The sequence below is a fragment of the Microcoleus sp. AT8-B5 genome (genome assembly GCF_036705565.1).
Lineage (GTDB): Bacteria > Cyanobacteriota > Cyanobacteriia > Cyanobacteriales > Microcoleaceae > Microcoleus.
Genome location: NZ_JAUBUY010000053.1, coordinates 15,667 through 42,290 on the forward strand (window position 1 = coordinate 15,667; position 26,624 = coordinate 42,290).

14 protein-coding genes and 3 pseudogenes are annotated in these 26,624 nt (G+C 44.0%); 14 read left to right on the top strand and 3 right to left on the bottom strand.

The genetic code is table 11. The features are described from left to right. The first annotated feature begins 318 nt into the window (after nt 1-318). Nucleotides 319-840, top strand: coding sequence for a 5-(carboxyamino)imidazole ribonucleotide mutase (gene purE / locus QUB39_RS25705; protein ID WP_333211987.1), 522 nt, complete (start codon nt 319-321; stop codon nt 838-840). A gap of 84 nt (nt 841-924) precedes the next feature. After that, a complete protein-coding gene (locus QUB39_RS25710; protein ID WP_333055867.1) occupies nt 925-2,523 on the top strand; it encodes an ammonium transporter in 1,599 nt (532 codons plus the stop codon). Nucleotides 2,524-2,827: 304 nt separating this feature from the next. Here QUB39_RS25710 and QUB39_RS25715 read toward each other — a convergent pair whose 3' ends face one another. Continuing rightward, nucleotides 2,828-3,430, bottom strand: a complete 603-nt coding sequence (locus QUB39_RS25715; RefSeq protein ID WP_333055868.1) for an IS607 family transposase — start codon at nt 3,428-3,430, stop codon at nt 2,828-2,830. 282 nt (nt 3,431-3,712) lie between these two features. Between QUB39_RS25715 and QUB39_RS25720 the strand changes: the two genes are divergently transcribed. The 6 genes and pseudogenes from QUB39_RS25720 to QUB39_RS25745 all read left to right on the top strand — a co-directional run bounded on the left by QUB39_RS25720 (nt 3,713) and on the right by QUB39_RS25745 (nt 11,554). Beyond that, the gene (locus QUB39_RS25720) at nt 3,713-4,630 is read left to right on the top strand and encodes an SGNH/GDSL hydrolase family protein (RefSeq protein WP_333055869.1); all 918 of its coding nucleotides are present in this window, start codon (nt 3,713-3,715) and stop codon (nt 4,628-4,630) included. A gap of 657 nt (nt 4,631-5,287) precedes the next feature. Next, a pseudogene (locus QUB39_RS25725) lies at nt 5,288-6,556 on the top strand (RNA-guided endonuclease InsQ/TnpB family protein). Between the two features lie 39 nt (nt 6,557-6,595). Then, nucleotides 6,596-8,032, top strand: coding sequence for an ammonium transporter (locus tag QUB39_RS25730; protein WP_333485188.1), 1,437 nt, complete (start codon nt 6,596-6,598; stop codon nt 8,030-8,032). Between the two features lie 242 nt (nt 8,033-8,274). Further along, nucleotides 8,275-9,546 (top strand): annotated as a pseudogene (locus QUB39_RS25735) (RNA-guided endonuclease InsQ/TnpB family protein). 124 nt (nt 9,547-9,670) lie between these two features. Beyond that, nucleotides 9,671-10,876, top strand: a complete 1,206-nt coding sequence (locus QUB39_RS25740; protein ID WP_333485189.1) for a 4-hydroxy-3-methylbut-2-enyl diphosphate reductase — start codon at nt 9,671-9,673, stop codon at nt 10,874-10,876. Between the two features lie 534 nt (nt 10,877-11,410). After that, nucleotides 11,411-11,554, top strand: coding sequence for a hypothetical protein (locus QUB39_RS25745; RefSeq protein WP_333056986.1), 144 nt, complete (start codon nt 11,411-11,413; stop codon nt 11,552-11,554). Nucleotides 11,555-11,579: 25 nt separating this feature from the next. Here the strand turns inward: QUB39_RS25745 and QUB39_RS25750 are convergent. Further along, nucleotides 11,580-12,163: pseudogene (locus QUB39_RS25750) on the bottom strand (IS1 family transposase); the annotation flags it as partial. 172 nt (nt 12,164-12,335) lie between these two features. Between QUB39_RS25750 and QUB39_RS25755 the strand changes: the two are divergent. Further along, a complete protein-coding gene (locus QUB39_RS25755) occupies nt 12,336-12,800 on the top strand; it encodes a hypothetical protein (RefSeq protein ID WP_333056987.1) in 465 nt (154 codons plus the stop codon). A 97-nt stretch (nt 12,801-12,897) separates the two neighbouring features. On the opposite strand, the gene sds is transcribed toward QUB39_RS25755, so the two are convergent. Continuing rightward, nucleotides 12,898-13,869: a solanesyl diphosphate synthase gene (gene sds / locus QUB39_RS25760; protein WP_333211994.1), complete on the bottom strand. Its 972-nt coding sequence runs from the start codon at nt 13,867-13,869 to the stop codon at nt 12,898-12,900. 2,068 nt (nt 13,870-15,937) lie between these two features. Between sds and QUB39_RS25765 the strand changes: the two genes are divergently transcribed. The 5 genes from QUB39_RS25765 (at nt 15,938) to QUB39_RS25785 (ending at nt 26,240) form a co-directional block, all read left to right on the top strand. Further along, nucleotides 15,938-18,481 carry a CBS domain-containing protein gene (locus QUB39_RS25765; protein WP_333180435.1) on the top strand — a complete coding sequence of 848 codons (2,544 nt, stop codon included), beginning with the start codon at nt 15,938-15,940 and terminating at the stop codon, nt 18,479-18,481. A gap of 60 nt (nt 18,482-18,541) precedes the next feature. Next, nucleotides 18,542-18,940, top strand: coding sequence for a response regulator (locus tag QUB39_RS25770; RefSeq protein WP_333056990.1), 399 nt, complete (start codon nt 18,542-18,544; stop codon nt 18,938-18,940). Continuing rightward, nucleotides 18,937-22,095 (top strand): PAS domain S-box protein, encoded by a 3,159-nt coding sequence (locus QUB39_RS25775; protein WP_333211999.1) that lies wholly within the window; start codon nt 18,937-18,939, stop codon nt 22,093-22,095. Before QUB39_RS25770 ends, QUB39_RS25775 begins: the two co-directional genes overlap by 4 nt. A gap of 296 nt (nt 22,096-22,391) precedes the next feature. Then, a complete protein-coding gene (locus QUB39_RS25780; protein WP_333212001.1) occupies nt 22,392-24,332 on the top strand; it encodes a response regulator in 1,941 nt (646 codons plus the stop codon). After that, nucleotides 24,333-26,240, top strand: coding sequence for a PAS domain S-box protein (locus tag QUB39_RS25785; RefSeq protein WP_333056993.1), 1,908 nt, complete (start codon nt 24,333-24,335; stop codon nt 26,238-26,240). Nucleotides 26,241-26,624 lie beyond the last annotated feature (384 nt).

Here is a 26,624-nt window from a genome sequence, read left to right on the forward strand (position 1 = left end):
GGAGCTTTTTGCTTTTTGCTGGCTGCAGGGCTGCTCAGACGGGGGCTGGTGGCAAAATTGCTTTTAAGGGTCAGTTTCAGTCATCCGATTTTAGATTTTAGATTTTAGATTTTAGATTTAATATTCGCTACGGATAAATCCGGTGGCTGGCGATGAGGAGGGGGAGCTTTTTGCTTTTTGCTGGCTGCAGGGCTGCTCAGACGGGGGCTGGTGGCAAAATTGCTTTTAAGGGTCAGTTTTGGTACAAAATATCTAAATTTGAGTTAACGCAATCATTTAAAATTAGCATTTATCTGAAATCTAAAATCGGAAAATTTTATGAATCAAGCGACAGTTGGAATTATTATGGGTAGCGATTCGGATTTGCCAACCATGAAAGATGCGATCGCAGTTTGCGAAGAATTCAGTGTTGCTTGCTCCGTGGCGATCGTCTCGGCGCACCGCACCCCCTCGCGCATGGTGGAATACGCCCAAACCGCTCACCAACGAGGCTTGAAAGTCATTATCGCAGGTGCCGGGGGAGCGGCGCACCTCCCCGGTATGGTAGCATCTTTAACGCCCTTGCCCGTAATTGGCGTGCCTGTACCAAGCCGCCACCTGCAAGGGGTAGATTCGCTGTACTCGATCGTGCAAATGCCAGCCGGGATACCCGTAGCAACAGTGGGGATCGGCAACGCTAAGAATGCTGGCTTGCTGGCAGTTCAGATACTGGCAGCTCATCAGCCAGAATTGCTAGAGCGAGTTTTGCATTACCGCAAAACTTTGTCCGAATCTGTACTGAAAAAACAAAATCAACTAGAAGAGCTAGGCTATCATAACTATCTCAATCTCAACAAATAATCCAATAAACTTTTGTAGTAAGATTGGAAAGTTTTCCGAATATTGCTGAGCTTAGTAGCCGTAAAGAGGGTAAAAGTGATTAAAATGACTGTCGGAAAGAAAAAGTCGAAAAAAGTCAGGCGGGAGACTTTAAATTTGCCAGCAGCTAAATTTTTTACGAAAGTCAACAGGTTGAACAAGTTACCACGGGCGATCGCCCGCCTCACTCCAAGTTGGCAAGCCTGCATACCTTTAGCTGCAATCATCTTCTTGGTGTGGGGATATGCGGCCGTAGCCCAAACCCCTGCCACGCCAACCACCGAGGAACAATTAGCAAGCCTTAAGGTGGGGCTGGATACGATGTGGGTCATGGTGGCGGGGATGCTCGTGTTCTTTATGAACGCCGGTTTCGGTATGTTGGAAACCGGTTTTTGCCGTCAGAAAAATGCGGTTAACGTGCTGTCCAAAAACTTGATTGTTTTTGCGCTTTCTACGATCGCCTATTGGGCGATCGGCTTTGCCTTAATGTTCAGCAACGGCAACGAGTTTATCGGCAGCAGCGGATTTTTTCTGTGGAACGTAGCCGACAACAGCCCCGCCACAGGAGACGCTTATCAAGGCATTTTCGAGTCGCTTAACTGGACGGGAGTCCCCCTCAACGCTAAATTCTTTTTCCAATTAGTTTTTGCGGGAACTGCTGCGACGATCGTTTCTGGAGCCGTTGCAGAGCGAATTAAATTCCTTGAATTCTTAATTTTCAGCTTGCTGCTAGTAGGAATTGCTTACCCAATTACCGGACACTGGATTTGGGGCGGAGGCTGGCTGGCAGACGCAGGCTTCTGGGATTTTGCCGGTTCGACAGTGGTTCACTCCGTAGGCGGTTGGGCGGCTTTGATGGGAGCTGCATTTTTGGGGCCGCGGCTCGGCAAGTACCGCGACGGCGATACTGTGGCGATGCCGGGACACAATATGAGCATTGCCACCCTGGGCTGTTTGATTTTGTGGTTGGGTTGGTTCGGGTTTAATCCCGGTTCGACAATGGCCCTGGATCCAAATGCGATCGCCCACATTGCGATCACCACCAACACTGCCGGTGCCTTCGGGGGAGTTGCTGCAACCATTACGGCTTGGCTGTACCTTGGCAAACCCGACCTTTCGATGATTATCAACGGCATCCTCGCCGGCTTAGTCGGCGTAACAGCTAGCTGCGCTTGGATCAACGTGCCCAACTCTGCCATAATCGGCATAATCGCCGGCATCCTGGTAGTTTTCGCAGTAACTTTCTTCGACAACTTGAAAATTGACGACCCTGTAGGCGCAACTTCAGTTCACTTAGTCTGTGGAATCTGGGGAACTCTGGCAGTTGGGCTGTTTGCTGACGGGCCTACAACTGGACTTTATACCGCAGGCCCTGCAGCCGGATTGCTTGTGGGCGGAGGTTTTGGTCAACTCTGGGCGCAGTTGGTCGGCATTATCTCTGTAGGCGGGATGACCGTGCTGCTGAGTACGATTTTTTGGCTGGCACTCAAAGCTTTGCTGGGTATCCGCGTTTCGGCTTTAGAGGAGGCTGAAGGTTTGGATATCGGCGAACACGGGATGGAAGCTTACACTGGGTTTGTGAAGGAAACGAGCTTGGATAACAGAAGTGAGACCAGCTACGGCGGTTATGGTGGGGGTTCTGGGGGGAAGACTAACAAACTGTAGAGCGTGCGAAGAGATCGACCAATTCAGCTTTCGTGTCGTAGATTAGCTATTTATCAGCTAATCGACCTCTTTATTCAGAAAAACCCGAATCTGAAATACCCGCCAACTTATGGCTGTCTATCGTTGTGCTCGCGTTTCAATCTTCGATACGAACGCGGGCATATTTTTATTGTTAGCTTACTTTTAATGGCGTACATATAGCAGTTTTCGATTGCATGAGTCGGCGCCGATCATTGTTAATTGGTAATGGGGAAATGGGAATTGAGAATCTGTAACTAACGAACTTTGCAAACTGGTGTATTGATTAGAGTTTACCGGCAATTGCTTTAAGTTCTTCAACGACGCGCTTGTTCTTGGGATTCCTGGTGCCATCAAGGCGGGCGGAGACAACAGTGATTATTTCTAGTATATCTTTAGCTAAATCCTCGTCACAGCTAGTATTTTCGGTTTGATTTATAATCACTACCTCTGTCCCAAAGTGTTCGCACAAATTAAAAATTATTTCAGAACCAAATCTCAGCAGTCTGTCTTTGTGAGTTAATACCAACCTTTCTACTTGATTATCTGCGATCGCCCGAATTAGATGTTGTAAACCCTGCTTACTGTAATTAACCCCAGAACCTACATCCTCAATGATTTGGAATTGCCACCCCTGAGATGCACAAAACAATTCCAAAACTTGTTTTTGTCTGTCTAAATCATCTTTTTGGTTGTGACTGCTAACCCGAGCGTAAGCAATGGTTAAAGCGCCGTTGGGTTTTAAGCCAAGAAGATGAGCTAGGTCATAGCGTCTGTGACCGTTAGCGGTGCGTTCCGGTATTAGCTTGCCTTCGGCTTCCCATCTTCGCAAGGTGGAAGCGCTCACACCTTTAAGTTTGGCTGCTTCAGTTATAGTTAATTTTTTCATTTTTGGATTTTAGCATCAGAAATGAGTAATTTCGGTGAGTTTTAGATAGATTTTTGTTGAGATATGCTGATTGGACAAATCCGATTCCGGTGCCAGAAAGTTTGGTAGGCAGATTTTTTATGGTAAAGTAGTGCGAAAAAGTAAAGTTCTGCATCGCCGCCCTTGCCCAATACAGCACAGTGCTTGATTCTTACAAGAATTGAGGCTTTAATTGAGCGGTAAAATTTGATGCAGCAATCAGTGCAAATTATTCGGTGTGAGGCCTGCAAATAGCTTGAGTTTATGGAGAAGTTCGGAGGAGGTAGCAGAAGTAGAACTCATAAATCCCTCTTAGGGATGGAAGTTAGCCGATCGAAAACTGTTCCGGTTTGGGCTTTGCTATCTTTGGTGACGAACGGGGTACTGATACTTACAGTCGCTCAACTACTGCTGCAGGGAAACAACTTGACAGAAAGGTTCCAGGCGAATGATGCGGTGACGGCAGAAGCGGCCCAGGAACAAATTGGCCAACCGGCGATCTCTACAAAGGCAGTGCTAGACGTGCCCGTTCCCGGGCCGCGACATAAATGGACTTACCAGCAGTGGGTGACGCAGTTGGGTCGCGAAGCTGAGGCGGTGGCGGCGAATCGACCCTCAAGATTGAGTGTTTTGGCTGGGGATTCTCTCAGTATGTGGTTTCCGACTAAGCTGTTACCAGTCGATCGAATTTGGCTGAATCAAGGGATTTCGGGGGAGACTTCCCTGGGTTTGCTGAAGCGGTTGCAGTTGTTCGATCGCACTGCGCCGGATACAGTGTTTGTGATGATTGGGATTAACGATTTGTTGCGGGGGGCGAGCGACGAAGGGATTTTGGACAACCAGCGGCAGATTATTCGCGATTTGCGGTGGGCGCACCCCAAAGCACAAGTTGTGGTGCAGTCGATTTTGCCCCACAGCGGGGAACAAGCTACTTGGGAAAATCGCGATCGGCTGTTGGCGATTCCTAACAGTCGGATTCGGGCAATAAATCGACGGCTGAAAGAAATTGCTAGTTCGGAAAATGTTTTGTATCTGGATTTGCACCCACTGTTTGCGGATGCAGACGGCAATTTGCCAACTGAACTCAGCACAGACGGCTTGCACCTTAACGATCAAGGTTATCTGGTTTGGCGATCGGCCCTACAACTATTCGATCAGATGCAGTTGAAAAATGAGTCATGAGTCAATCGACTTTAGATTTTAGATTTTAGATTTTAGATTTTAGAATTGAAGCATTGACCCCACGGATAAATTCGGGGGGAAGGATAAAGTAACATTCTCCCTAACTCTCCCCCTCTACTCCTCCCACTCTCCCCAATTCAAAACTCCCGCCTTCTCCTCGACACCCCCTCTCCGATTACTCTGTTGTCACTGGCTATGTCAAGTAGCGACTGATACATTAAGAAATATGATAGTTAGCTATTTAGTATAAGGTGATACAGAATAACTGTTTGTACAAATGGTGGAATCCAAAAGGCACAGACCATTGGATTGATAGTTGACGAATTTAGATGAGTCCGGCTATACGAAGTCGGGAGGTTGAGGATTGGGGAATTATCTATTGAAGATTTGTTCCGCTAAAACACGGACTTAAAACCAAATAACTATTGCATCTAAAATCCTCGCATCTAAAATCGGCTGGGTCTTCCCGGAAAATTGCTGAGTATTATAAAACTTCATTAAGTTTATAAGCAGTAGTAAGCAAGAATGATAATATGTAGTCAGGAGGTTAACAATGAAACTACCTGACTACGCTAAAGCAATAGGCATAAGTTACACAACTGCGTGGCGGTGGTGGAAGGCAAATAAACTACCACATCCGAGAGATGGAGGCTCTGAATGCAGCTAACAGAGAGACACATCATTAAATCGACGGAACACCGTTTCGCCCAGATTGACGAACTAGCCTTCAAATCCAAAAACCTCTACAATGCCGCCAATTACGTTATTCGTCAGAGCTTTATTTATGGATGGGGTTATGTCAACTACAACGAAATGAACCGCTTGATGAAGTCTTAGGAAGCGTATAAAGCTTTACCTGCTAAAGTCAGTCAGCAAATATTGATGGTACTAGACAAGAATTGGAAATCGTTTTTTGAGGCATTCAATGCTTACAAAGCTGATTCTTCCAAGTTCACGGGTCGTCCAAAATTGCCCAAGTACAAAGATAAAGTTAAAGGGCGAAACCTGCTCGTTTACACCATTCAAGCGATTAGCAGCAAACAGTTGAAGAAAGGAATTATCAAGCTTTCCGGCACTGAACTTTCAATTAAAACCCAACTCAATCCCGATCAGATTTGTCAAGTTAGACTGGTTCCGAAATGTGATTCCTATGTAATTGAGGTAATTTATGATGAACTGGAGTCCACCCTTGGCAATGCCAACTCTGTAGCTAGTATTGATTTGGGGCTGGATAATTTAGTGGCGTTAACTTCAAATCAGCCGGGATTTATCCCTTTGTTGATTAACGGGCGACCATTAAAATCGATCAACCAGTTCTACAACAAACGTAAAGGAAAGTTGCAATCCCAGTTAAAAGGAGGTCGCAAAACTTCACTACGGATTCAGCGCTTAACACGCTGTCGCAATCAAAAAGTTGATAATTACTTGCATCATACCAGTCATGTGATTATTGATATTTTGATGGCAAAGCAGATTGGGACGCTAGTAATTGGCAAGAATGCCCAGTGGAAAACTGAAATCGAGTTAGGGAAGAAAACTAATCAAAACTTTGTTAGCATTCCTCATTCTCGGTTGATTGAAATGTTGGAATACAAAGCTCGGTTAGTGGGAATTACGGTGATTGTGCAGGAAGAATCCTACACGTCCAGAAGTAGCTTTCTGGGTTTAGACCCAATTCCGGTTTACGGAAAAACAGAAAAAGAGCCTGTATTTACTGGGAAACGGATCAAACGAGGTTTGTACAAAACATCAACTGGTCAGTTAATTAATTCCGATGTGAATGCTTCTTACAATATTCTCAGAAAAGCAATCCCAAATGCGTTCAGCGATGGGATAGGGAGCTGCGTAGTTCAGCCAATGCGGGTTAATCCGCTCAAAGTAAAAGTGAAAGGGGAGGGACTTGAAGCCTCCCATGTCTATAAATGACTATACTTTTACCAGCTATGAGAAGGTACAACAACTAACGTGATCAAAAAAAGTTTAATGATCGGCATCATCGCGCTGTTGCTGTTAAGCGTGCCGCTAACGGACAATGCCTTAGCTCAAGATGCTGCTGGTACTGCTGCGGTGGTGCCAAATCCGATCGACACCGGCGATACGGCCTGGATGTTGGTTTCCTCAGCACTGGTATTGCTGATGACACCAGGGCTGGCGTTTTTCTACGGGGGACTGGTGCGATCGCGCAACGTCCTCAACACCATGATGATGAGCTTAATCATGATGGGACTGATCGGCGTCACATGGACGCTGTGGGGCTACAGTTTGGCCTTTGATGTCACCGCCAGCAACCTAAATCCTAAAGGGTTTGGGCAAGGGATCGAAAGCTTCATCGGCGGCTTCGACTGGATGTTCTTGAACAACGTCACGGCGGACACACCAGATCCGATCGGCTATGCACCGAGAATACCCCACCAAGTCTTCATGGTGTACCAGATGATGTTCGCCATCATAACTCCAGCCTTGATTTCCGGGGCGATCGTCGAACGGGTAACATTTAAAACCTATTTCTGGTTCGTGCTGCTGTGGTCTACCTTTATCTACTCTCCTTTAGCTCACTGGGTTTGGGGTAGAGGCTGGCTGGAGGCGATCGGAGTTTTAGACTTTGCCGGCGGCACAGTCGTGCACATCAGTTGCGGTGTTTCTGCAGTTGTCGCAGCTTGGGTAATCGGGCCCCGCAAAGACCACTTGAAGAAACCCCACACCCCCCACAACGTACCCTACGTCTTGTTGGGAATTGGGATGCTGTGGTTTGGCTGGTTTGGCTTCAACGGCGGTAGCGCTTTGGGAGCTGGTTCTTTAGCAACAGTGGCTTTTGTCACCACCATGATTTCTGCAGCAGTCGGCGGTTTAACTTGGACAATTGTCGAATGGGTGCTCAGAGGCAAACCGACAGCAGTGGGAATTGCTAGCGGTTTCCTCGCGGGATTGGTGGGCATCACACCTGCCGCTGGATTCGTTCTGCCAGTAGGAGCGCTTTTGATCGGATCGATCACTTCGGTTTGTTGCTTCTTTGCCATTAGCTGGCGCGCTAAGCTTGGATTTGATGACTCTTTGGATACCTACCCGCTTCACGGCGTCGGCGGAACTGTGGGCGTTATTCTGACGGGCGTATTTGCCACTAAAGCGGTTAACTTTGCCGGAAATGACGGGCTGTTTGCCGGGAATCCGGGGCAAATCGGCACCCAGTTGATAGGCGTTCTAGCTACTTACGTGTTTGCGGGTGTCGGCACTTTTGCGATCCTGAAAATTTTGGAACAGTTTATGGAACTGCGAGTGCCGTCATCTGCTGAAGACAAAGGTTTGGATATTGACTTGCACGGGGAAGAAGCTTACGGTGAGGATTTTGGCGGCGGTTTCAGTTCGTTTGAATCGAGTTCTCCTTTTGCGCCGAAGAAGATTTGAAGCTGATTATTTGAATAAGTTCGATCGTGTAGAGATGCAGGTATCTGGGTCTCTACGCTTTTTTTTAAGTTTTTTTTAACGAGTCGCGAAGGCGCGTTCATTCTTTCTTGGCTCTCAATTCAATGTGTCGATCGTATTGTAAAACTTCATTGAGTTTATAAGCAATTATAAACAATAATGGTATTCTATTGTTGTGAGTGTTGAACAAGGAATACGCATAGCCCAAAAAACGCAAGTCTCAAATGCAACTAACACAGAGGCACATCATTAAATCGACGGAACACCGTTTCGCCCAAATAGACGAACTAGCTTTCAAGTCCAAAAACCTCTACAATGCCGCCAATTACGTCATTCGTCAGAGCTTTATTTATGGATGGGGTTATGTCAGTTATAACGAAATGAACCGATTGATGAAGTCTCATGAAGCCTACAAGGCTTTGCCTGCTAAAGTAAGTCAGCAAATCTTGATGGTGCTAGACAAGAATTGGAAATCGTTTTTTGAAGCCGTTAAAGCTTACAAAGCTGACTCTTCAAGATTCACGGGTAGCCCAAAATTGCCAAAGTACAAAGATAAGACTAAAGGGCGAAACCTTCTCGTCTACACGATTCAAGCAATTAGCAGCAAACAGTTGAAGAAAGGAATCATTAAACTTTCCGGCACTGAACTTTCAATTAAAACCCAACTCAATCCCAACCAGATTTGTCAAGTTAGACTGGTTCCGAAATGTGATTCCTATGTAATTGAGGTGATTTATGATGAAGCGGAGTCCACCCTTGGCAATGCCAACTCTGTAGCTAGTATTGATTTGGGACTGGATAATTTAGTGGCGTTAACTTCAAATCAGCCGGGATTTATCCCTTTGTTGATTAACGGGCGACCATTGAAATCGATTAACCAGTTTTACAATAAGCGGAAAGCACGATTGCAATCCCAGTTAAAAGGGAATCGCAAAACTTCGCCCCGCATGAGCGCGCTTAACTCGCTGTCGCCATCAAAAAGTTGATAATTACTTGCATCATGCTAGCCGTCTAATTATTAACCTTTTGCTAACCAAGCAGATTGGGACGCTAGTAATTGGCAAGAACGCGCAGTGGAAAACAGAAATCGAGTTAGGGAAGCAAACCAATCAAAACTTTGTTAGTATTCCTCACTCTCGATTAATTGAAATGTTGGAGTACAAAGCTCGGTTGGCGGGAATCACAGTAATTGTGCAGGAAGAATCCTACACATCCCGATCCAGTTTTTTAGGTTTAGACCCAATTCCTGTTTATGGAAAAACAGAAAAAGAGCCTGTGTTTACTGGTAAACGGATTAAGCGGGGTTTGTACAAAACGTCGAGTGGTCAGCTAATTAATTCCGATGTGAATGCAGCGTACAATATTCTCAGAAAAGCAATCCCAAATGCGTTCCGCAATGGGATAGGGAGCTGCGTAGTTCGAGCCTTGCGCGGGTCGATCCGCTCAAAGTAAAAGTGAAAGGGGAGGGGCTTAGCGCCTCCCATGTCATGCAATAAATGACTATACTTTTACCAGCTATAAATAGCATATCCCCTGTCTGCTACTGAGCCAATAAGTCCGATCGCACCCCAGGCATTCTAAAATCAAAGGTAATTAACCTAGATTTCAACTCAATACCACATGGATACTAAAGCTTTTAAACGATCGCTCCAACAGTCGGAAAACTACCACCGCAAGGGTTTCGGACACGAAGCTGAGGTAGCTGGGGTAATGCAGACGGCTTATCAAAGCAGTCTGATCCAGCAAATTCGCGACAATAATTACAGACTGGAACGTGGGGCAGTCACGATCCGGCTAGCTGAGGCTTTTGGCTTTTGCTGGGGGGTGGAACGCGCTGTAGCTATTGCTTACGAGACTCGCCAGCATTTCCCAACCGAACGGATTTGGATTACTAATGAGATTATTCATAATCCGTCTGTCAATCAGCATCTCCGGGAGATGGAAGTTGGTTTTATTGCTGTTGAGAACGGGCAGAAAGATTTTTCGGTTGTCGATAGGGGCGATGTGGTAATTTTACCTGCTTTTGGGGCCAGCGTCCAAGAAATGCAGTTGCTTAATGATAAGGGCTGCAAGATTGTTGATACTACTTGTCCTTGGGTTTCTAAGGTTTGGAATACTGTTGAAAAGCACAAAAAAAAGGATTACACTTCGATTATTCACGGTCAGTACAAGCATGAGGAAACTGTTGCTACGAGTTCTTTTGCTGATAAGTATTTGATTGTGTTGAATTGGCAAGAAGCTGAATATGTCAGCAATTATATCTTGCATGGGGGCGATCGCGCTGAGTTTCTTACTAAGTTTAGTAAGGCTTATTCTGCTGGTTTTGACCCGGATCTGGATTTAGAAAGGGTAGGAATTGCTAACCAAACTACTATGCTCAAAACTGAGACAGAGAATATTGGCAAGTTGTTTGAAAAAACAATGATGCGGAAGTTCGGACCGGAGAATTTGAGCGAGCATTTTCTGAGTTTTAATACTATCTGCGATGCGACTCAGGAACGGCAAGATGCTATGTTGAGTTTGGTTGAGGAAAAGTTGGATTTGATGCTGGTGATTGGGGGTTTTAATTCTTCTAATACTACGCATTTACAGGAAATTGCGATCGACAAAACTGTTCCTTCTTTTCACATTGATTGTGCGGAGCGCATTTTACCGGGAAATCGGATCGAACACAAGCCTTTGGGGGGAGATTTGGTCGTAACTGAAGGTTGGCTACCGGATGGTAAAATTGTAGTGGGCGTGACTTCGGGTGCTTCTACGCCTGATAAGGTTGTTGAAGATGCGATCGATCGCATTTTCGCGATGAAAGCGGCTGCGATTGTGTAATTATATTGTTTCGGGTGCGATTCGTTTAGCCGAGTGCGACCTGATAAGGTTGTTTAGTATGGGAAGCCCACTTCCCTACCGGATTCACACCCGCTACTCCCACGTAAAAAACTTCATTTGAAGTCCGGTCATGCCTCAAGTAAGCAGTCAACAACCCGGTACCGATCGGAGTGTGCGATTCGTTTAACCTAAAGTAAGTTAAAAAGCTTGCGAGACGGTTAGCCCAGTTGATGAGACTGGTGACAACTGGTTACATTTGAAGGTGAACCGCCATGCGGTAAGTCCTTCCCTCCAAGTGCAGGAGTGAAAGCATATCCCCTAGTTTACCGGGTGGCAACCAATAGGCTAAAGCGGGGTAGCCCTGTCAAGGTGTTCTTTATTCAGGCATTCTTGGTGAATCTTGAACGGCAACGGTCGCTGGCGACAAGCTTGGCAACCTTACGAATAAACTTAGATCGGCGACTGTTGCCGTTCTCTTCGATTTGCGGGTATCGGTATAATGGTTGAAACCTTGTAGGACTAGCATACAAGCTATTGGCTCACCCCATCTTGCAGTATTTAGGAGAAACTGCTGCCTCTATGACTGATGTGATGCAATTTCTGGGAGATAGTCCACCAAAGTTACTAGCTAATTATCAAATCAGAATCATTGATGGCAACTGTTTAGCTGCGGGGTAGTAATAAATATGTAGTGATTAGATATTTATTGGCTCAAAACATAGTTGTAATGATGGATAAAATACCAAATAGCACCAATATGGTTTTCTAACTTTTTAGAAAATGAAAGAGTTTTTCTTACGATCCGAAAAACACGTTGGCGCAAAGTATTATTAAATCTTTCAATGTGATTAGTTTTTCCACTGTCTTTCCCAACTGGCTGAGGGCGTAGCGAAGGAAAAATACAAGCATATGCAGCCCAAAAATCTGTATAGCAAACAGCACATTGTCGATATACAGAAGGTAGAGAATTCCATAATTGTTTGGCTCCTTCTTCGCTACGATCACCAATATAAAGACCAATAATTTCTCTGGTCTCTCTATCCATTGCGGCGCCACACCCATTGCTTATTTTCTTGGTAATCTACAAATGGGCACAGTTCATCACATTCAACATTCAATCTGACTTTTTTTAGGTTTAACCTTTACTCTGCGTTCGAGTGAGGCATATTTATTATTTACGTAATCCTGTAACCATTTTTGAGAAACACCCGTGCTTCTAGCTATACCAGCCAAAGAAATATTCTCCAAAAGAAGTTGATCGATTAAATCTTTTGTTGCTGAGCTAATTACCATGAAAATGTGGAATCCTCGATTCACGCGACGAGTCATCCCACACTAATCGAAGCGACAAGCGTGTGGGGATTCCCGTCTGACTAGCTAAACTCCAAGGGGTAATATATACTTGGATGCGAACCTGCTAACCTGAAATTTTTAATTTTAGATATCAAAGAACTGACTGATGGATTTAGACCAACAGATTCAAGCATTGATCGAAAAAGCTCCGCCCGACGGTTCGACGCCACAAATCTTAAAGGCGATCGCCCCGGCCCTGGTGTTAATTGCCCAACAGCTACAGCACCTTGAATACTCGATCCTGCAAGCGGTAGACCAAAGTTGGGCGATCGTGGTTTTGAGCAATCTCAAGCAACCGGGACGGGAGAAGAGGGTGATTTATGCTTGGAGCAGTATTAAAGATGCGTCGCAGGCTGCGGCTGCTGGGGGCGATCGCCTCAGACCGGTGCTTTTGCCTGTCACTCACATTTTATTTCAGATGATAGCTCTCGAAGGTCTTGACAGCATTGTTTTTTTTGAAAGTCCCGGAAATCAGGAAGTCGGGACGGAAATCCCTCGCGAGCAAGTACAGAGTTTAATTAACGTTTACTTGCAACAGTATCGATCGGCTCCACCGCCGGATCTTGCCTAAACAAATCAATTTTCTATTAATTGGTAACAGGGCATTAGGCATTGGGAATTCCCCATTACCAATTCCCCATTACCAATAAAGTGTAACTTTTTAACCTCTAATAAAGTCTACTCAAAACGTATTCAGCCAAATCAATCAAAGCTTGGCGGGACTCTGAATGGGGCAGCGCAGCTAAGTATTCGACTGCTTTCTGTGCGTGGTTTGTGGCTAGTTCTCGCGATCGCTCTATGCCTCTAGAATCTTCTACCAGTGCCAGGGCCTGCTCTAAATCTCCTTCTTGGGCAAATTCCCGTTCTATGAGAACTTCCAAGTAAGGTTTTTCTTCTAGGGCAAATAGTGCGGGTGCTGTCAGATTACCGCTTCTGAGATCCGAGCCTGCAGGTTTCCCCAAAGTTTCCGTTGAAGCGGTGAAATCTAATATATCATCTACTATTTGGAATGCCAAACCAATGTTTCGCCCGTAGTTGTACAAATCGTCTGCTATGGACGCTGAAACCTCGCTCAAACAGCCCGCTGCTTTGGAACTGTTGGCAATTAAAGACGCTGTTTTGTAATAACTTTTTTCGAGGTACGCTTCGATCGACAAGCTGGTGTCAAATCCATTTAGTCCCTGTTGAATTTCCCCCTCAGCTAAATCCATAATCACTTCTGAAAGCAGTTTGACTACTGGCAGGTTGTCGAGATTTGCCAAATGCCAGGAAGATTGAGCAAACAGAAAGTCTCCCGCCAATACTGCCACTCGGTTGTTAAACCGACTGTGAACCGTCGGCACTCCTCGCCGCAGATCCGACTCGTCCACCACGTCGTCGTGCACGAGACTAGCTGTGTGGATCATTTCCGTGATTTCAGCGAGGCGGCGGTGTTTTTCTGTGATTTCCCGATCGGGCATAGTCGCCTTGGCCATCAACAGAACGATCGCGGGTCTCACTCGTTTTCCCTTTGTGCCGAATAAGTATTCTGCAGCCGCGTACAAGATGGGATGACGGGCACCCACTAACTGTTTTAAGTTTTCTGTCAACAGTCGCAGGTCTTCTTCAACCGAGGAAAATAGGAGAGTGCTAGAGATCATGGATACGCCGACTCAAGCCGTAAAGTAACAAAATTTTACATATCATATCTTTATTTTAAGGTAATTCTCTGCAATAGAAAAGAAAAATCTAGGATATCTGCAGTTATTTGTCATCTACCACCCGATGGGAGTCACCCGTCTGCCAGAGGCGAGTAGCCGGCTGCCAGAGGGGTTGCCCCTATTGTATCGAATTGTTAAGGACCTTGCCAAAAATTCTCTAAATCCCAGAAACCCTGTGTTATTATGGGTATTAAGGATTTAAACAATTCTATACATTAAGTACAGCCAGACGGGCAGGTAGCTATTAGGTGCCTGTAAAAGTTTCGTAGAGCCAGCCTTGTTAGTCGATCGCAGCCAAAATTTCTGGTACAGATTTTTAGTTCCTCGCGGCTAAAAGTTTTCAGAAGTTAAGAGTAGCGCATCTTATGTGCACGGTAGCTCAAAGCAGCTAAAGTGGATGGTTTTAGGCTGTTTAAGCATCTGTAAAGCAGTAAATCATTGTTGATGACCGGGAACGCCTAAATGTTCCCGCAGGCTTGATATGGAAAAACAGCCTTCAGAACCAAGGCATGGTCTTGCGTGCTGACTTAATGTAGTAGGTCTTGAACTTGTCCTGCTCCTCCTCGTCCTTGACTTTTGGTTCTAATTATGATTTATCGCGATATTCCTCTAATTATTCCCATTCTGGCCGCCGGCTATGTAATGACTATTTATGTAGTGCTGATGTTGGCCCAACGCAGCGCTAAAATAACTCGATTGGGCGAGTAGTGCACTGCTGGGCAGCCGAAGTCGGCAGCAGCGCCCTCGCTTCACCCTTGAGAATTCGGAATACTCAATAATAACCCTGCCTTGAATGCTTGCGCGCAAAGGCAGGGTTATTATTTACAATTGCGGACACCCTGATTTTCTGGGCTGCTAGTTCCTGCAACACATAGCTACAGTTATCGATGTTCAATGCCAACAGCCTCTGAGGCAGGATATTATAAGTAGCAGCTTGTATCGCTCACGACAAGTTTCATGTCAGGGAAACTCTGCCAATGTTCCGAGAAAGCTATTAATTTTTTGTCAAAAACGCTGATTTTGAAGTTGTCTGCTATGAGGAAAAACTCGCAATATTCCTATTTTTCAGGACAAGAACTTACAAAAATAAAACACGAAATTTCTGAATCGAGCATCCGGCTTGCTCAACATAAGGAATCCATAAATTTGCACTGCAATTACATATTTCATCAAAGGGTGCTTAAGCTGTTGTGCATTTAATTTGTATGTTGAGGGCGGGCAGGATGCCCAACCCCTACTCCCCACAAGAGGAAAAATTTATTTTACTATGCAATTTAAATGCGGATTAGCTTAACTTGCTGAGTCAGTCAGATAGTCTCTGCCATTTATTCACAGCTTGCCAAGAAGATCATCTGGTACACAGAGAGCCACAAAAGTAATTTTTAATTTCAAAAATATTCTCGATATAACTGTATGGTAGAAAAGTAATTGCTACTATTAATAACCCCTTAAAAATTCATTAATTTTTGATTAAAAGACTACAACACCGAGTAGAAATTGTCAGAGAATCTTAAGCTACACTGCCTAAATAGTTGTGTAATCCAGACGAACTAAAACAATTTTCGATAAATCTGATGCACAATGGTTTACAAGCGATAGATAATTGCCTAATTTTAAAATTAGAGGTGAGAGAAGAAAATCAGAGCCGGCGCTCGTCAGTGGCAACTGAATTACTTGGTAATTTTGCCACGAATATGTGACCCGTTGTTTACCACAAAACCCGCCGACGAAGGCAGCGGGTTGGGACTGGAGATTGTTAAAAAAGTGTGGAAAAACATTTGGCTAAAATAGAAGTAACATCAGTTATCGGCCAAAGGACGTGTATCGTGCCAATTCATATCGCCGTTTAGCGCGATCGCACTAAAAATCATACCAATGCGGGACTAAAATGCAACTTTAGACCGATGTCAATTCTCTATTGCTGTGAGGATACCGCGACTGTAAAATCTGAAATCTAAAATGGTATTAAGTGGCGGTTTCCCCTGCATCTATCCCCCTTGATTTGCCCATGTCACCAACAGTTTCTGATACTCAAAGCTTGCTAGAACAGGCGATCGACCCCAAACCGCCGGTGCTGCCTCCAGACACACCCTTGAAAGTCGCAATTGCTGCCATGACTCAGGCGAGTGCCAGTTGTATTTTAATCGCGTTTGAGCAGAAATTGCTCGGAATTTTTACAGAACGTGATGTTGTGAAAATAACTGCTAGCGAAATACCGCTAGCAGGGGTGGCAATTTCTGAGGTGATGACTGAAAACCCGATCGCCCTGAACCTCGATCAAGGGGGAAATATCTTCAAAGTATTGAGCATATTGCGATCGAAAAGAATCCGTCATTTACCCCTCCTAGACGAAGGTGGCAAGTTACTAGGCGCTATCACCTGCGAAAGCATCCGTCAAATCCTCAAACCGGCCGACTTGCTAAAAATGTGGCGCGCCGAAGAAATTATGACCACACAAGTAATAGTTACCTCAAGCAGCGCTTCAGTTTTAGAAGTCGTAAAACAGATGAGAACCCAGCGAAAAAGCTGCATAGTCATTTGCACTGACAGCGACAACAAAAATCAGAAACCTGTGGGCATAATTACAGAACGCGATATTGTTAAATTCCAAGCTTCGGGGCTAGATTTCGCACGTACTCCCGTCACCGCCGCGATGAGTTTTCCGCTGATACCGTTGCAGGTAAAAGCCACCTTGTGGCAGGCTCACCAGTTAATGCAGCAGCACGGCATCCGGCGCTTGGTGGTGGTGGACGAGGAAGGATATTTAGCCGGAATTGTGACTGAAATTAGCCTGCTGCAGGCCTTAGATCCGGTAGAAATGCACGCAAATGTCGAGCTTTTGCAGGAAACAGTCGCCGACAAAATTCAGGAGTTGAACAAAATGAACGAAGAATTGCAAAAAGAAGCGTTGCGGAGAACTGAAGTCGAGGAAAAATTGCGACTCTTAAATGATAATTTGGAAGAACAAATCAAACAGCGAACTTTAGAATTAATTAATGCCAACAGTCAGTTAAAAAAGGAAATACAAGACCGCACCACCGCTGAATCTGAAGTTCGCCGCCTCAACACCGAACTCGAACAGCGGGTTCTAGATCGCACAGTTCAACTAGCAGCCAGTAACGAAGAATTGCAGCAACAAATTAGCGGTAGAAAATTGCTCGAAGAAAAATTGCACTTTTCTGAAAGGAAAGTACGCGCCGTTTTTGAAGCGATGACCGACATCGTTCTCGTGCTAGATAGTCAGCGGAACATTGAAATTTTGCCAACGAATGTGGCAGCGATTTCTGAGTCTGATTTCGATATAGTCAGCTTGACTATAGAACATTTTCTTGACGATGACAACCCGGATGATTGGTGGGTCTTAGTCCAGCAAGTCTTAGAAACACAACAACCTATCAATTTTGACTACAGCTTAACATTTTGCGATCGCGCAATTTGGTTTTCTGCCTGCATTTCTCTGTTCTCAAAAGATGCAGTTATTTGGGTTGCCCGCAACATTAACGCCCGCAAAATAGCAGAGTCAGCGCTGTGCCAAAAAAATGCAGAGTTATCTCATACCTTAGAAGAACTGAAGCGGACTCAAAAAGAACTTATTCAATCAGAAAAAATGGCAGCCCTCGGACAGTTAATTGCCGGAGTTGCTCATGAAATCAATTCTCCTTTAGGGGCGATTCGCTCTTCTGTGCAGAACATCGCCGACTTCTGGACGGAACAGTTGCAGCAGTTGCCGATATTTTTTCAACAACTATCCCCGGAAAGGCGACAGGATTTCTTTGCTTTACTACACAAGTCCAGCCAAGAAACAGATACATTATCTAGTAAAGAAAAACGTCAGTTAAAAAAACTTTTGCAGGGTAAATTAGAATCAGAAAACATTGACGACGCCGCTAGTCTTGCCTGTACTTTATTAGATATCGGTATCGGCAATAATTTAGAACCTTTTTTACCTTTGTTGAAAGACAGCCAAAGTCGAAACATTGTACAAATCGCCTACCAATTTGCTACGGTACTAAAAAGTACCAAAAATATTGCTACTGCCACGGATAGGGCAGCTAAAATCGTTTTTGCTTTGAAAAGCTACTCTCGTTACGACCAGTCGGGTTCTAAAGTAATCGCTAATATTACCGACGGTATTGATACTGTTTTAACGCTTTACCAGTACCAAATCAAACACGGTGTGGAAGTAGTCAGAAACTATGGTACTAATTTGCCCTCTGTGCTATGCTATCCTGATGAACTCAGTCAAGTTTGGACAAATTTAGTTCACAATGCTTTACAAGCGATGGGTAACAAAGGCGTGTTAAAAATTGATGTCAAACACCAAGCGAATGCAATATCAGTCAGTATTACCGACAGTGGCCCCGGCATTCCCCCAGAAATTATGCCGAGAATTTTTGAGCCGTTTTTTACAACTAAACCTCCAGGGGAAGGCAGTGGGTTGGGATTAGATATAGTTCAAAAAATTCTGGAGAAACATCAAGGTGGACTGCAAGTAGAAAGCGTGCCTGGTCAAACAAAATTTACTATATCCTTGCCCATAGGAATCCCTTGATAGCAATAAAAAAAACCGGGAAATTACCCAATTTTACAATTTTAATAGAAGTAAAGTTTTATGTCTAAACCAGTAATTTTGTGCGTTGACGATGAAGTTGTGGTCTTAAATAGTTTGAAAATTCAACTTAAAAAAGAATTTGGGGATGCTTACCTCTATGAAGTAGCAGAAAATGCAGATGAAGCTCTGGAAATTATGGAGGAAATTCAAAAAGAAGATGAAAGTGATATTTTAGTCATAGTATCTGACTGGTTAATGCCAGGGATTAAAGGAGATGATTTTTTGATTATGGTTCACCAAAAATATCCTAAAATTGTGAAAGTTATGCTGACCGGGCAAGCAGACGAAGTAGCAATATCACGGGTGAAAGAGCAAGCAAACTTGCACCGTTGTTTGTACAAGCCGTGGGAGCGCCAAGAATTAGTAGAAACTATAAAATCTGGTTTGACAAAAATATGAACAATAAACCTGTGATTATTTGTGTGGATGACGAACCGATAATTCTGGAAAGTTTGAAAATTGAGTTAAAAAAAACCCTGGGGGAAGAACACTTATTAGAAACCGCTGAAGGTGGCGAAGATGCTTTAGAGTTAATCGAGGAATTACTGGCAGAGGGCTGCGAAATAGTAGCAGTAATTTCCGACTATCTGATGCCGAATATCAAAGGGGACGAATTGCTGAAGCAGATTCACCGAATTTTGCCAAAGACTATCAAAATTATGCTGACGGGGCAAGCAGACTTAGAAGCCGTGGCGAATACTATTAAATATGCTAAATTGTACCGATACATATCGAAACCTTGGCAGTCGGAAGATTTGAAGTTGACGGTAAAAGAAGCGATTAACAGCTATTTTAGGGAGAAGCAATTAGCGCAACAAAATGCTCAGCTCCAAAAGCTAAATCAAGAACTGGAAACTTTAGTCGAGGAGCGGACTGCACAACTGCGCTTGTCTGAGGAAAAGTTTGCTAAAGCTTTTCGTTCTTCTCCCAACCCGATTACTATTACCAGATTTAATGACGGTCGTTATTTAGAAATTAATGAGGCTTTTTGTCAGACTATTGGTTATTCTGCTGCAGAAATTATCGATCGCACGGCGCTTGAGTTGAATCTTTGGGAAAATATACAAGCCCGCGCCGAGTTGTTTAAACTGTTAGATGAAAAACAAATTATTCTGAATTACGAATTTAATTTTCGCACTAAAACAGGGGAAGTTAGAACGGGGCTGCTGTCAGCAGAAATCATTGAAATTCATGGGGAAACCTGCGTAATTTCTGTGATTCAAGATATTAGCGATCGCAAATTAGCGGAAGAAAAACTCCGAGCTATAGCGGCTTCTTTAGCAGCAGCGCAAAGAATCGCCCGTGTCGGTAATTGGGAATGCGATTTATCGGCCAACACAACTACTTGGTCGGAAGAATTATCTCGGATTTTTGGGATCGCTCCAACCGAGCCTGCGCCAACACTAACTGAGTTTTTGCAATACGTGCATCCCGACGATCGACAAAAGTGGCAAACAACGATCGACACTGCTATTGCTAGCGGGCAATCTTACACTTTGGAATATCGAATTCTGCGCCCGGAACAGAAAATTGTTGCGGATAATTCTCCGTCACAAATAAGTGAAGCCGGCTTCATCCGCTACATCGAAGCCAGAGGAGAAGTAGTTGTCAACCAACAAGGGCAAGTGACAAAACTATTCACAACTTTGATGGACATTACTCCACGCAAGCTAGCAGAAATAGCCCTTGCAGAGAGCGAAGAAAAATACCGTCATTTAGTTGAGACTTCCCAAGATATTATCTGGTCTTGCAATGCTCAAGGACACATTACTTTTGTCAACCAAGCAGTTAAACAAATATACGGTTACGAGCCTGAAGAAATGCTCGGCTGTTCTTTTAGCGATTTCTTGGCTCCCGGAGAAATAGACTGGAAATGGGAACTTCAGCAGCGCTTGCTGACGGGAAAAACTGTGTTTCAGTACGAAAATATAGTATTAGGAAAAGACGGTAGAAAGATTGATGTAAATACCAAGGCGATCGCGCGCATGGACGCTGAAGGCAACATCATCGGCACAACAGGCACTGCTAGCGATATTACCGAACGCAAACAAGCTGAAATAGTCCTGCAAAAAGCCAAAGAAGAAGCCGACAGAGCGAACAGGGCAAAAAGCGAATTTCTCTCGAATATGAGCCACGAATTGCGAACTCCCCTCAACGCAATTCTCGGTTTCAGCCAACTGCTTGCCCGCGACCCAGACCTCGATGCCGACCAACAGCAATACTTAGGAATTATTACCCAGAGCGGGGAACATTTGCTTGTTCTGATTAACAATATTCTGCAAATGTCAAAAATTGAAGTCGGGCTGGTGACACTTAATAATAGCACCTTCGACTTGCATAAAATGCTAAAAAATACTGAAAATATGCTGAAGCTGCAAGCCGAAAAAAAAGGGTTGCAGTTAATTTTTGATTGTTCACCAGCTCTCCCTCAATATATAGAAACTGACGAAAGCAAGTTGCGACAAGTCTTGATAAATGTAGTGGGAAATGCTATTAAGTTCACGGCAGAAGGTGGTGTCAACTTGAGAATCAAACATGAGTTGTTAAAAACTAAAAATGAGGGAGAGATTCAACCAATTGACAGTTGCTGTTTGCTATTTGAAGTGCAAGACACTGGTTCAGGAATTTCTGCGGAAGAAATGGAGAATTTGTTTAAACCTTTCGCGCAAACAGAGAGCGGGAAAAAAGCTCAAGAAGGAACCGGTTTGGGCTTGCCAATCAGCCAGCAGTTCGTTAAGTTAATGGGAGGGAAGATGACGGTAACAAGCACCCTCGGTCGCGGCAGCATTTTTAGATTTGATGTTAAAGTTTCGCTCCCTAATGCAGTGGAAATTCAGGTGGCTCAAACAGCTCGCCGAGTGGTGGGCCTGGAACCCGGACAGCCAGAATACCGGATTTTAGCTGTTGACGATCGCCTGGAAAGCCGCTTGCTGTTGGTTAGAATGCTGACATCCCTTGGCTTTGCGGTGCAGGAAGCTGAAAATGGGGTTCAAGCTGTGGAAATGTGGTCGAGTTGGGAACCTCATTTGATTTGGATGGATATGCGGATGCCGGTGATGGACGGTTACGAAGCTACTAAACAGATTAAAGCGCATTTGAAAGGTCAAGCAACGGTGATTATTGCTCTGACTGCAAGTGCTTTTGATGAGGAGCGATCGCTGATTTTGTCTGCTGGTTGCGATGATTTTGTAGCGAAGCCTTTTCGGGAGCAAGTGATTCTGGAAAAGATGGCTAAGTATCTGGGAGTCCGCTATGTTTACGATCGAGAAGCTTCGCTAAGTTCTGATGCTGCGGTGTCCGGCGAGGTTTCCAGGGTAAGTGAAACGGCTGATTTGGCTTTTACGCTGAATACTTCATTTTTGGAAGCTATGCCTGCGGAATGGGTTGATGAATTGTATTCTGCGGCGGATGCGGTTGATAACGAGGAGATTTTTCGGCTGTTGTTGTCGATTCCTCCTATTAATGCTAGTTTCGGCAACGCGATCGCCGATTTGGCGAATAACTTCCGGTGCGATCGGATTATCGATTTGATTGAGGAGTTTAGAAATTGTTGAAGGATGAAAGAAGAAGGGATAATAGTGGCAGGTTCAGGATTATTGATTGTGTAGGTCGATCGCCTATTTGTAAACTCGCCTGCGGGCGATCGACTAATTTACTTGTAGCCAAGCTCCACACCCTGCCAATCATCAGTCCTTCCCAATTCTTTAATCTCCAATATCTAATCTCAAATCTTAACTAGGATAAGTTCTGTAAATATAAAAGGAGTTGATTGAGGAGGGAGTGCTATAATGACTATTTAACCACTATTGATAATTCCCACAAATTTTAAATTAACAAAAAATAGCGATCGATGATCAAAAATCAAATAGAAGAAAATAAAGGCAACATATTAATTGTTGACGATACTCCAGAAAATTTGCAAGTTTTATCAGCAACGCTGTCCGATAGGGGCTACAAAGTCCGCGGCGTAATTAACGGCAAAATGGCAATCAGGGCCGCGCGCTCTGGTTGTCCCGATTTGATTTTGCTCGACATCAAAATGCCGGAAATGGACGGCTACGAAGTCTGCACCCAGCTCAAGGAAGATCCGAAGACATCCGAAATTCCTGTGATTTTTATCAGCGCTTTAGATGAAGTATTGGACAAACTAACCGCCTTTCAAGTGGGAGGGGTTGATTATGTCACAAAACCGTTTCATGTAGCAGAAGTTTTAGCGCGAATCGAACACCAACTGACTATCCAGAGATTGAAAAAACAATTGCTCGATCGCAATAAAGAACTGCAAGAAGAAATAATAGAACGCAAAAAAGCCGAAGAAGCAGCGGCCGCTGCATCGCTAGCAAAAAGTCAATTCGTTGCCAACATGAGCCACGAATTGCGGACTCCCCTGAACGCCATCCTGGGTTTTACCCAAGTCATGAGCCGCGACTCTTTGCTGGGCCACGAAAATCTCGAAAATCTCCGAATTATTAACCGCAGCGGTCAACATTTGCTGGAACTAATTAACGATGTTTTAGACTTGTCGAAAATAGAAGCAGGGATAATTGGCTTAGATCAACGCAGCTTTGACCTTTATCAACTCCTCGACACTCTCGAAGAAATGTTTCAAATTAAAGCTGAAACAAAAAAAATGCAACTGAGATTTTCCGTCGAGGCTAATGTTCCCCAATATATAAAAACTGACGAAAAAAAGCTGCGCGTTTGCTTAATTAACCTGCTGGCAAATGCCATGAAATTCACTCACGACGGGGGCCGTATTTGGCTGCGCGTGAGCGTGGAAAGCAACCAGCCACAGTCGGCAGAATCGGAAAGTCATCTTAACTATACCTTCGTCGATCCATTGTTAATTTTGTTTGAAGTTGAAGACACTGGAATTGGCATAGCAGCAGCAGAAATTGATACTTTATTTGATGCTTTTGTGCAAACACAAGCGGGGAGAAAAGCGGCTGATGGTACGGGATTGGGTTTGACAATTACTAAAAAATACGTGCAAATAATGGGGGGGGATATTTGGGTGAAAAGTGTTTTAGGTGAGGGAACCAGTTTTAAATTTAATATCCGAGTATTTGCCGCTATTTCGTCGGAAATAACAGTGGCGACATTCCAGCGTGCGATCGGACTAGAAGCAGATCAACCGATTTATCGGATTTTAGCAGTTGACGACAATCAAGAAAATCGGCTGCTGCTGGTTAAAATGTTGCAACCAATTGGTTTTGAAGTCCGAGAAGCGGAAAATGGCTACCAAGCGGTTGAACTTTGGGAAAGTTGGCAGCCTCATTTAATTTGGCTGGATACGCGAATGCCAGTAATGGACGGTTTTGAAGCTGTCCGACAAATTAGAGCCAAAGAGAAACAAACTCAGTGGCGAACTGTAATTATTGCTCTGACTGCTAGCACTTTTGAGGAAAAAAAAGGCGAAATTATCGCCGCAGGTTGCGACGATTTTGTGCGGAAACCTTTTCAAGAACAAATCCTTTTTGATAAGATGGCTTGCTACTTGGGAGTGCGCTATCTTTATCAAGAGTTGCCCCGACTCCCTGTCGGGGCTTTACGGCGTTATTGTGTGAACGAAAAACCCGATTCATTTTTCGGAGGGCTGCTGGCTCAAATGCCTCAAAGCTGGGTGAAGGAACTCCATGACGCAGCTAATGATGTTAATGAAGAGCTGGCGATTCAACTTGTCGATCGCATCTGGGAAAGTCATCCAACTTTAGCTGAGGCTTTAAAAGATTTGCTTGCCGATTACCGACTCGACAAGATAATGGATTTAACTCGATCGAGTTTAAAATAAATGGATAATAGCGAAATTAAAGTATTGGTGGTTGATGACCAACCAAGCAATCTGCGGTTCTTATCCAAACTGCTAACATCCCAGGGCTATCAAGTTTACCGAGCTATTTCCGGTCAACTGGCGTTGAATGTGGCGATCGCCCATCGCCCGGATTTAATTTTGCTCGACATTAGAATGCCGGAAATGAGCGGTTATGAAGTTTGTCGGAGACTGAAAGCGACACCTGAAACTGAACAAATTCCGGTAATTTTTTTAAGCGTATTAGATGAAATGAACGATAAATTACAAGCTTTTCGAGTAGGAGGCGCCGACTATATTACGAAACCATTTCAAGTAGAAGAAGTTTTAGCGCGCATCGACAAGCAAGTCCGCTTGCAAAAGCTGCAACAGCAATTAAAAGAACAAAATTATCAACTGCAACAGTCGCAGTCGCTGCTGGCTAGCATATTAAATAGTTCCTTAGACTGTGTGGTGGCTTATTCTGCAGTCCGCAACAGTGAGGGAAATATTGTAGATTTCCAGTGGCTGTTGATTAACCCTGCTGCTGAAAAATTTTATGGTCTGCTATTAAATGAGATAGTTGGCAAGAATTTGTTAGCCAAAGTTTCCCAAGTTAGCAATAACAGGTTATTTGATTTGTATGTTTCTGTAGTAGAAACAGGAGAAACTGTAGACCAAGAATTTTATTATGAACAGGAGGGAGATACAATTGTTTGGCTGCACATTGTGGCGGTCAAATTAAACGATGGTCTGGCAGTAACATTTCGTAACATTACCGAGCGTAAACGAGCAGAAATTGCCCTACGAGACAGCGAAGAACGCTTCCGCGCGATATTCGAGCAAGCTGCGGTCGGCATAGCTAAAACAGCGCTTTGCGGTAAATTTATGCGGGTAAATCCTGGCTTTTGTCAAATTGTCCGCTATGCACAATCTGAATTGTTACAGCAAAATTGGGAGGCAATTACTCACCCAGATGACAGAGAAGCGGACAGAGAATACCTGGGTTCGCTGTTATCTGGGAAGATTCAAACTTTTTCTGTGGAAAAGCGTTTGCTATGCAAAGATGAGGCAGTGCGCTGGGCAAATGTTACTGTGTCGGCAATGCGCGATGTCAAGGGGACGCTGCAGTATTTGATTTGTGCGATCGAGGATATTTCTGAACGCAAGCTGGTACAAGAAATGCTGCAAGCGAGTTTAGACGCTCAAACCCGCTACGCTCAAGAATTAACTCGTTCTAATGCCGAACTAGAACAGTTTGCTTATGTGGCTTCTCATGATTTGCAAGCGCCTTTGAGCACGATTGCTGGCTACGCTCAACTATTAGAAAAACGCTTTCCCAACCAACTTGATGCCCAAGGGAATAAATTTATCCGCAATATTGTTCATTCTTGCGATCGGATGCAGGCGCTGATTGATGACTTGCTGGAGTATTCGCGGGTAGGTCGCAGTCAGAAACCTTTTGAGCTCATAGATTGCAATCAGGTTTTTGAGGATGCTTGTGCTAATTTGCATTTGGCCATCCGCGAGAATCAAGCTTCAGTTACTAAGGGGAATTTGCCAAGGGTAAAAGCTGACTCTTTTCAACTGCTGCAACTGTTTCAAAATTTAATTGGTAACGCCATTAAGTACCGCAGCAGTGAGGCGCCGGTGGTGCAGGTGGACGCTTCGCATCAGGGGGATAGCTGGGTGTTTTCAGTGCAGGATAATGGTATTGGGATTGCCTCACAGTATCATCCGCGAATTTTTCAGATTTTTCAGCGCTTGCACACCCAAAAACAGTATTCGGGAACTGGTATCGGTTTAGCGATTTGTCAAAGAATTGTCGAGCGGCATGGCGGCAGCCTGTGGGTAGAATCAGAACCCAATCGAGGCTCGACTTTTTATTTTTCTATTCCTATATCAAAGTAAAGTCAATCGATTTTAGATTTTAGATTTTAGATTTTAGATTTTAGGTTTTAGGTTTTAGATTGCAGATTTTAGGTTTTAGATTGTAGATTGTAGATTGTAGATTTTAGGTTTTAGGTTTTAGATTGTAGATTGTAGATTTTAGGTTTTAGATTGTAGATTGTAGATTGTAGATTGTAGATTGTAGATTGTAGATTGTAGATTTTAGATTTTAGATTGTAGATTGTAGATTGTAGATTGTAGATTGTAGATTTTAGATTTTAGATTTTAGATTTTAGATTTTAGATTTTAGATTTTAGATTGTAGATTGTAGATTTTAGATTTTAGATTTTAGATTTTAGATTTTAGATTTTAGATTTTAGATTTTAGATTTTAGATTTTAGATTT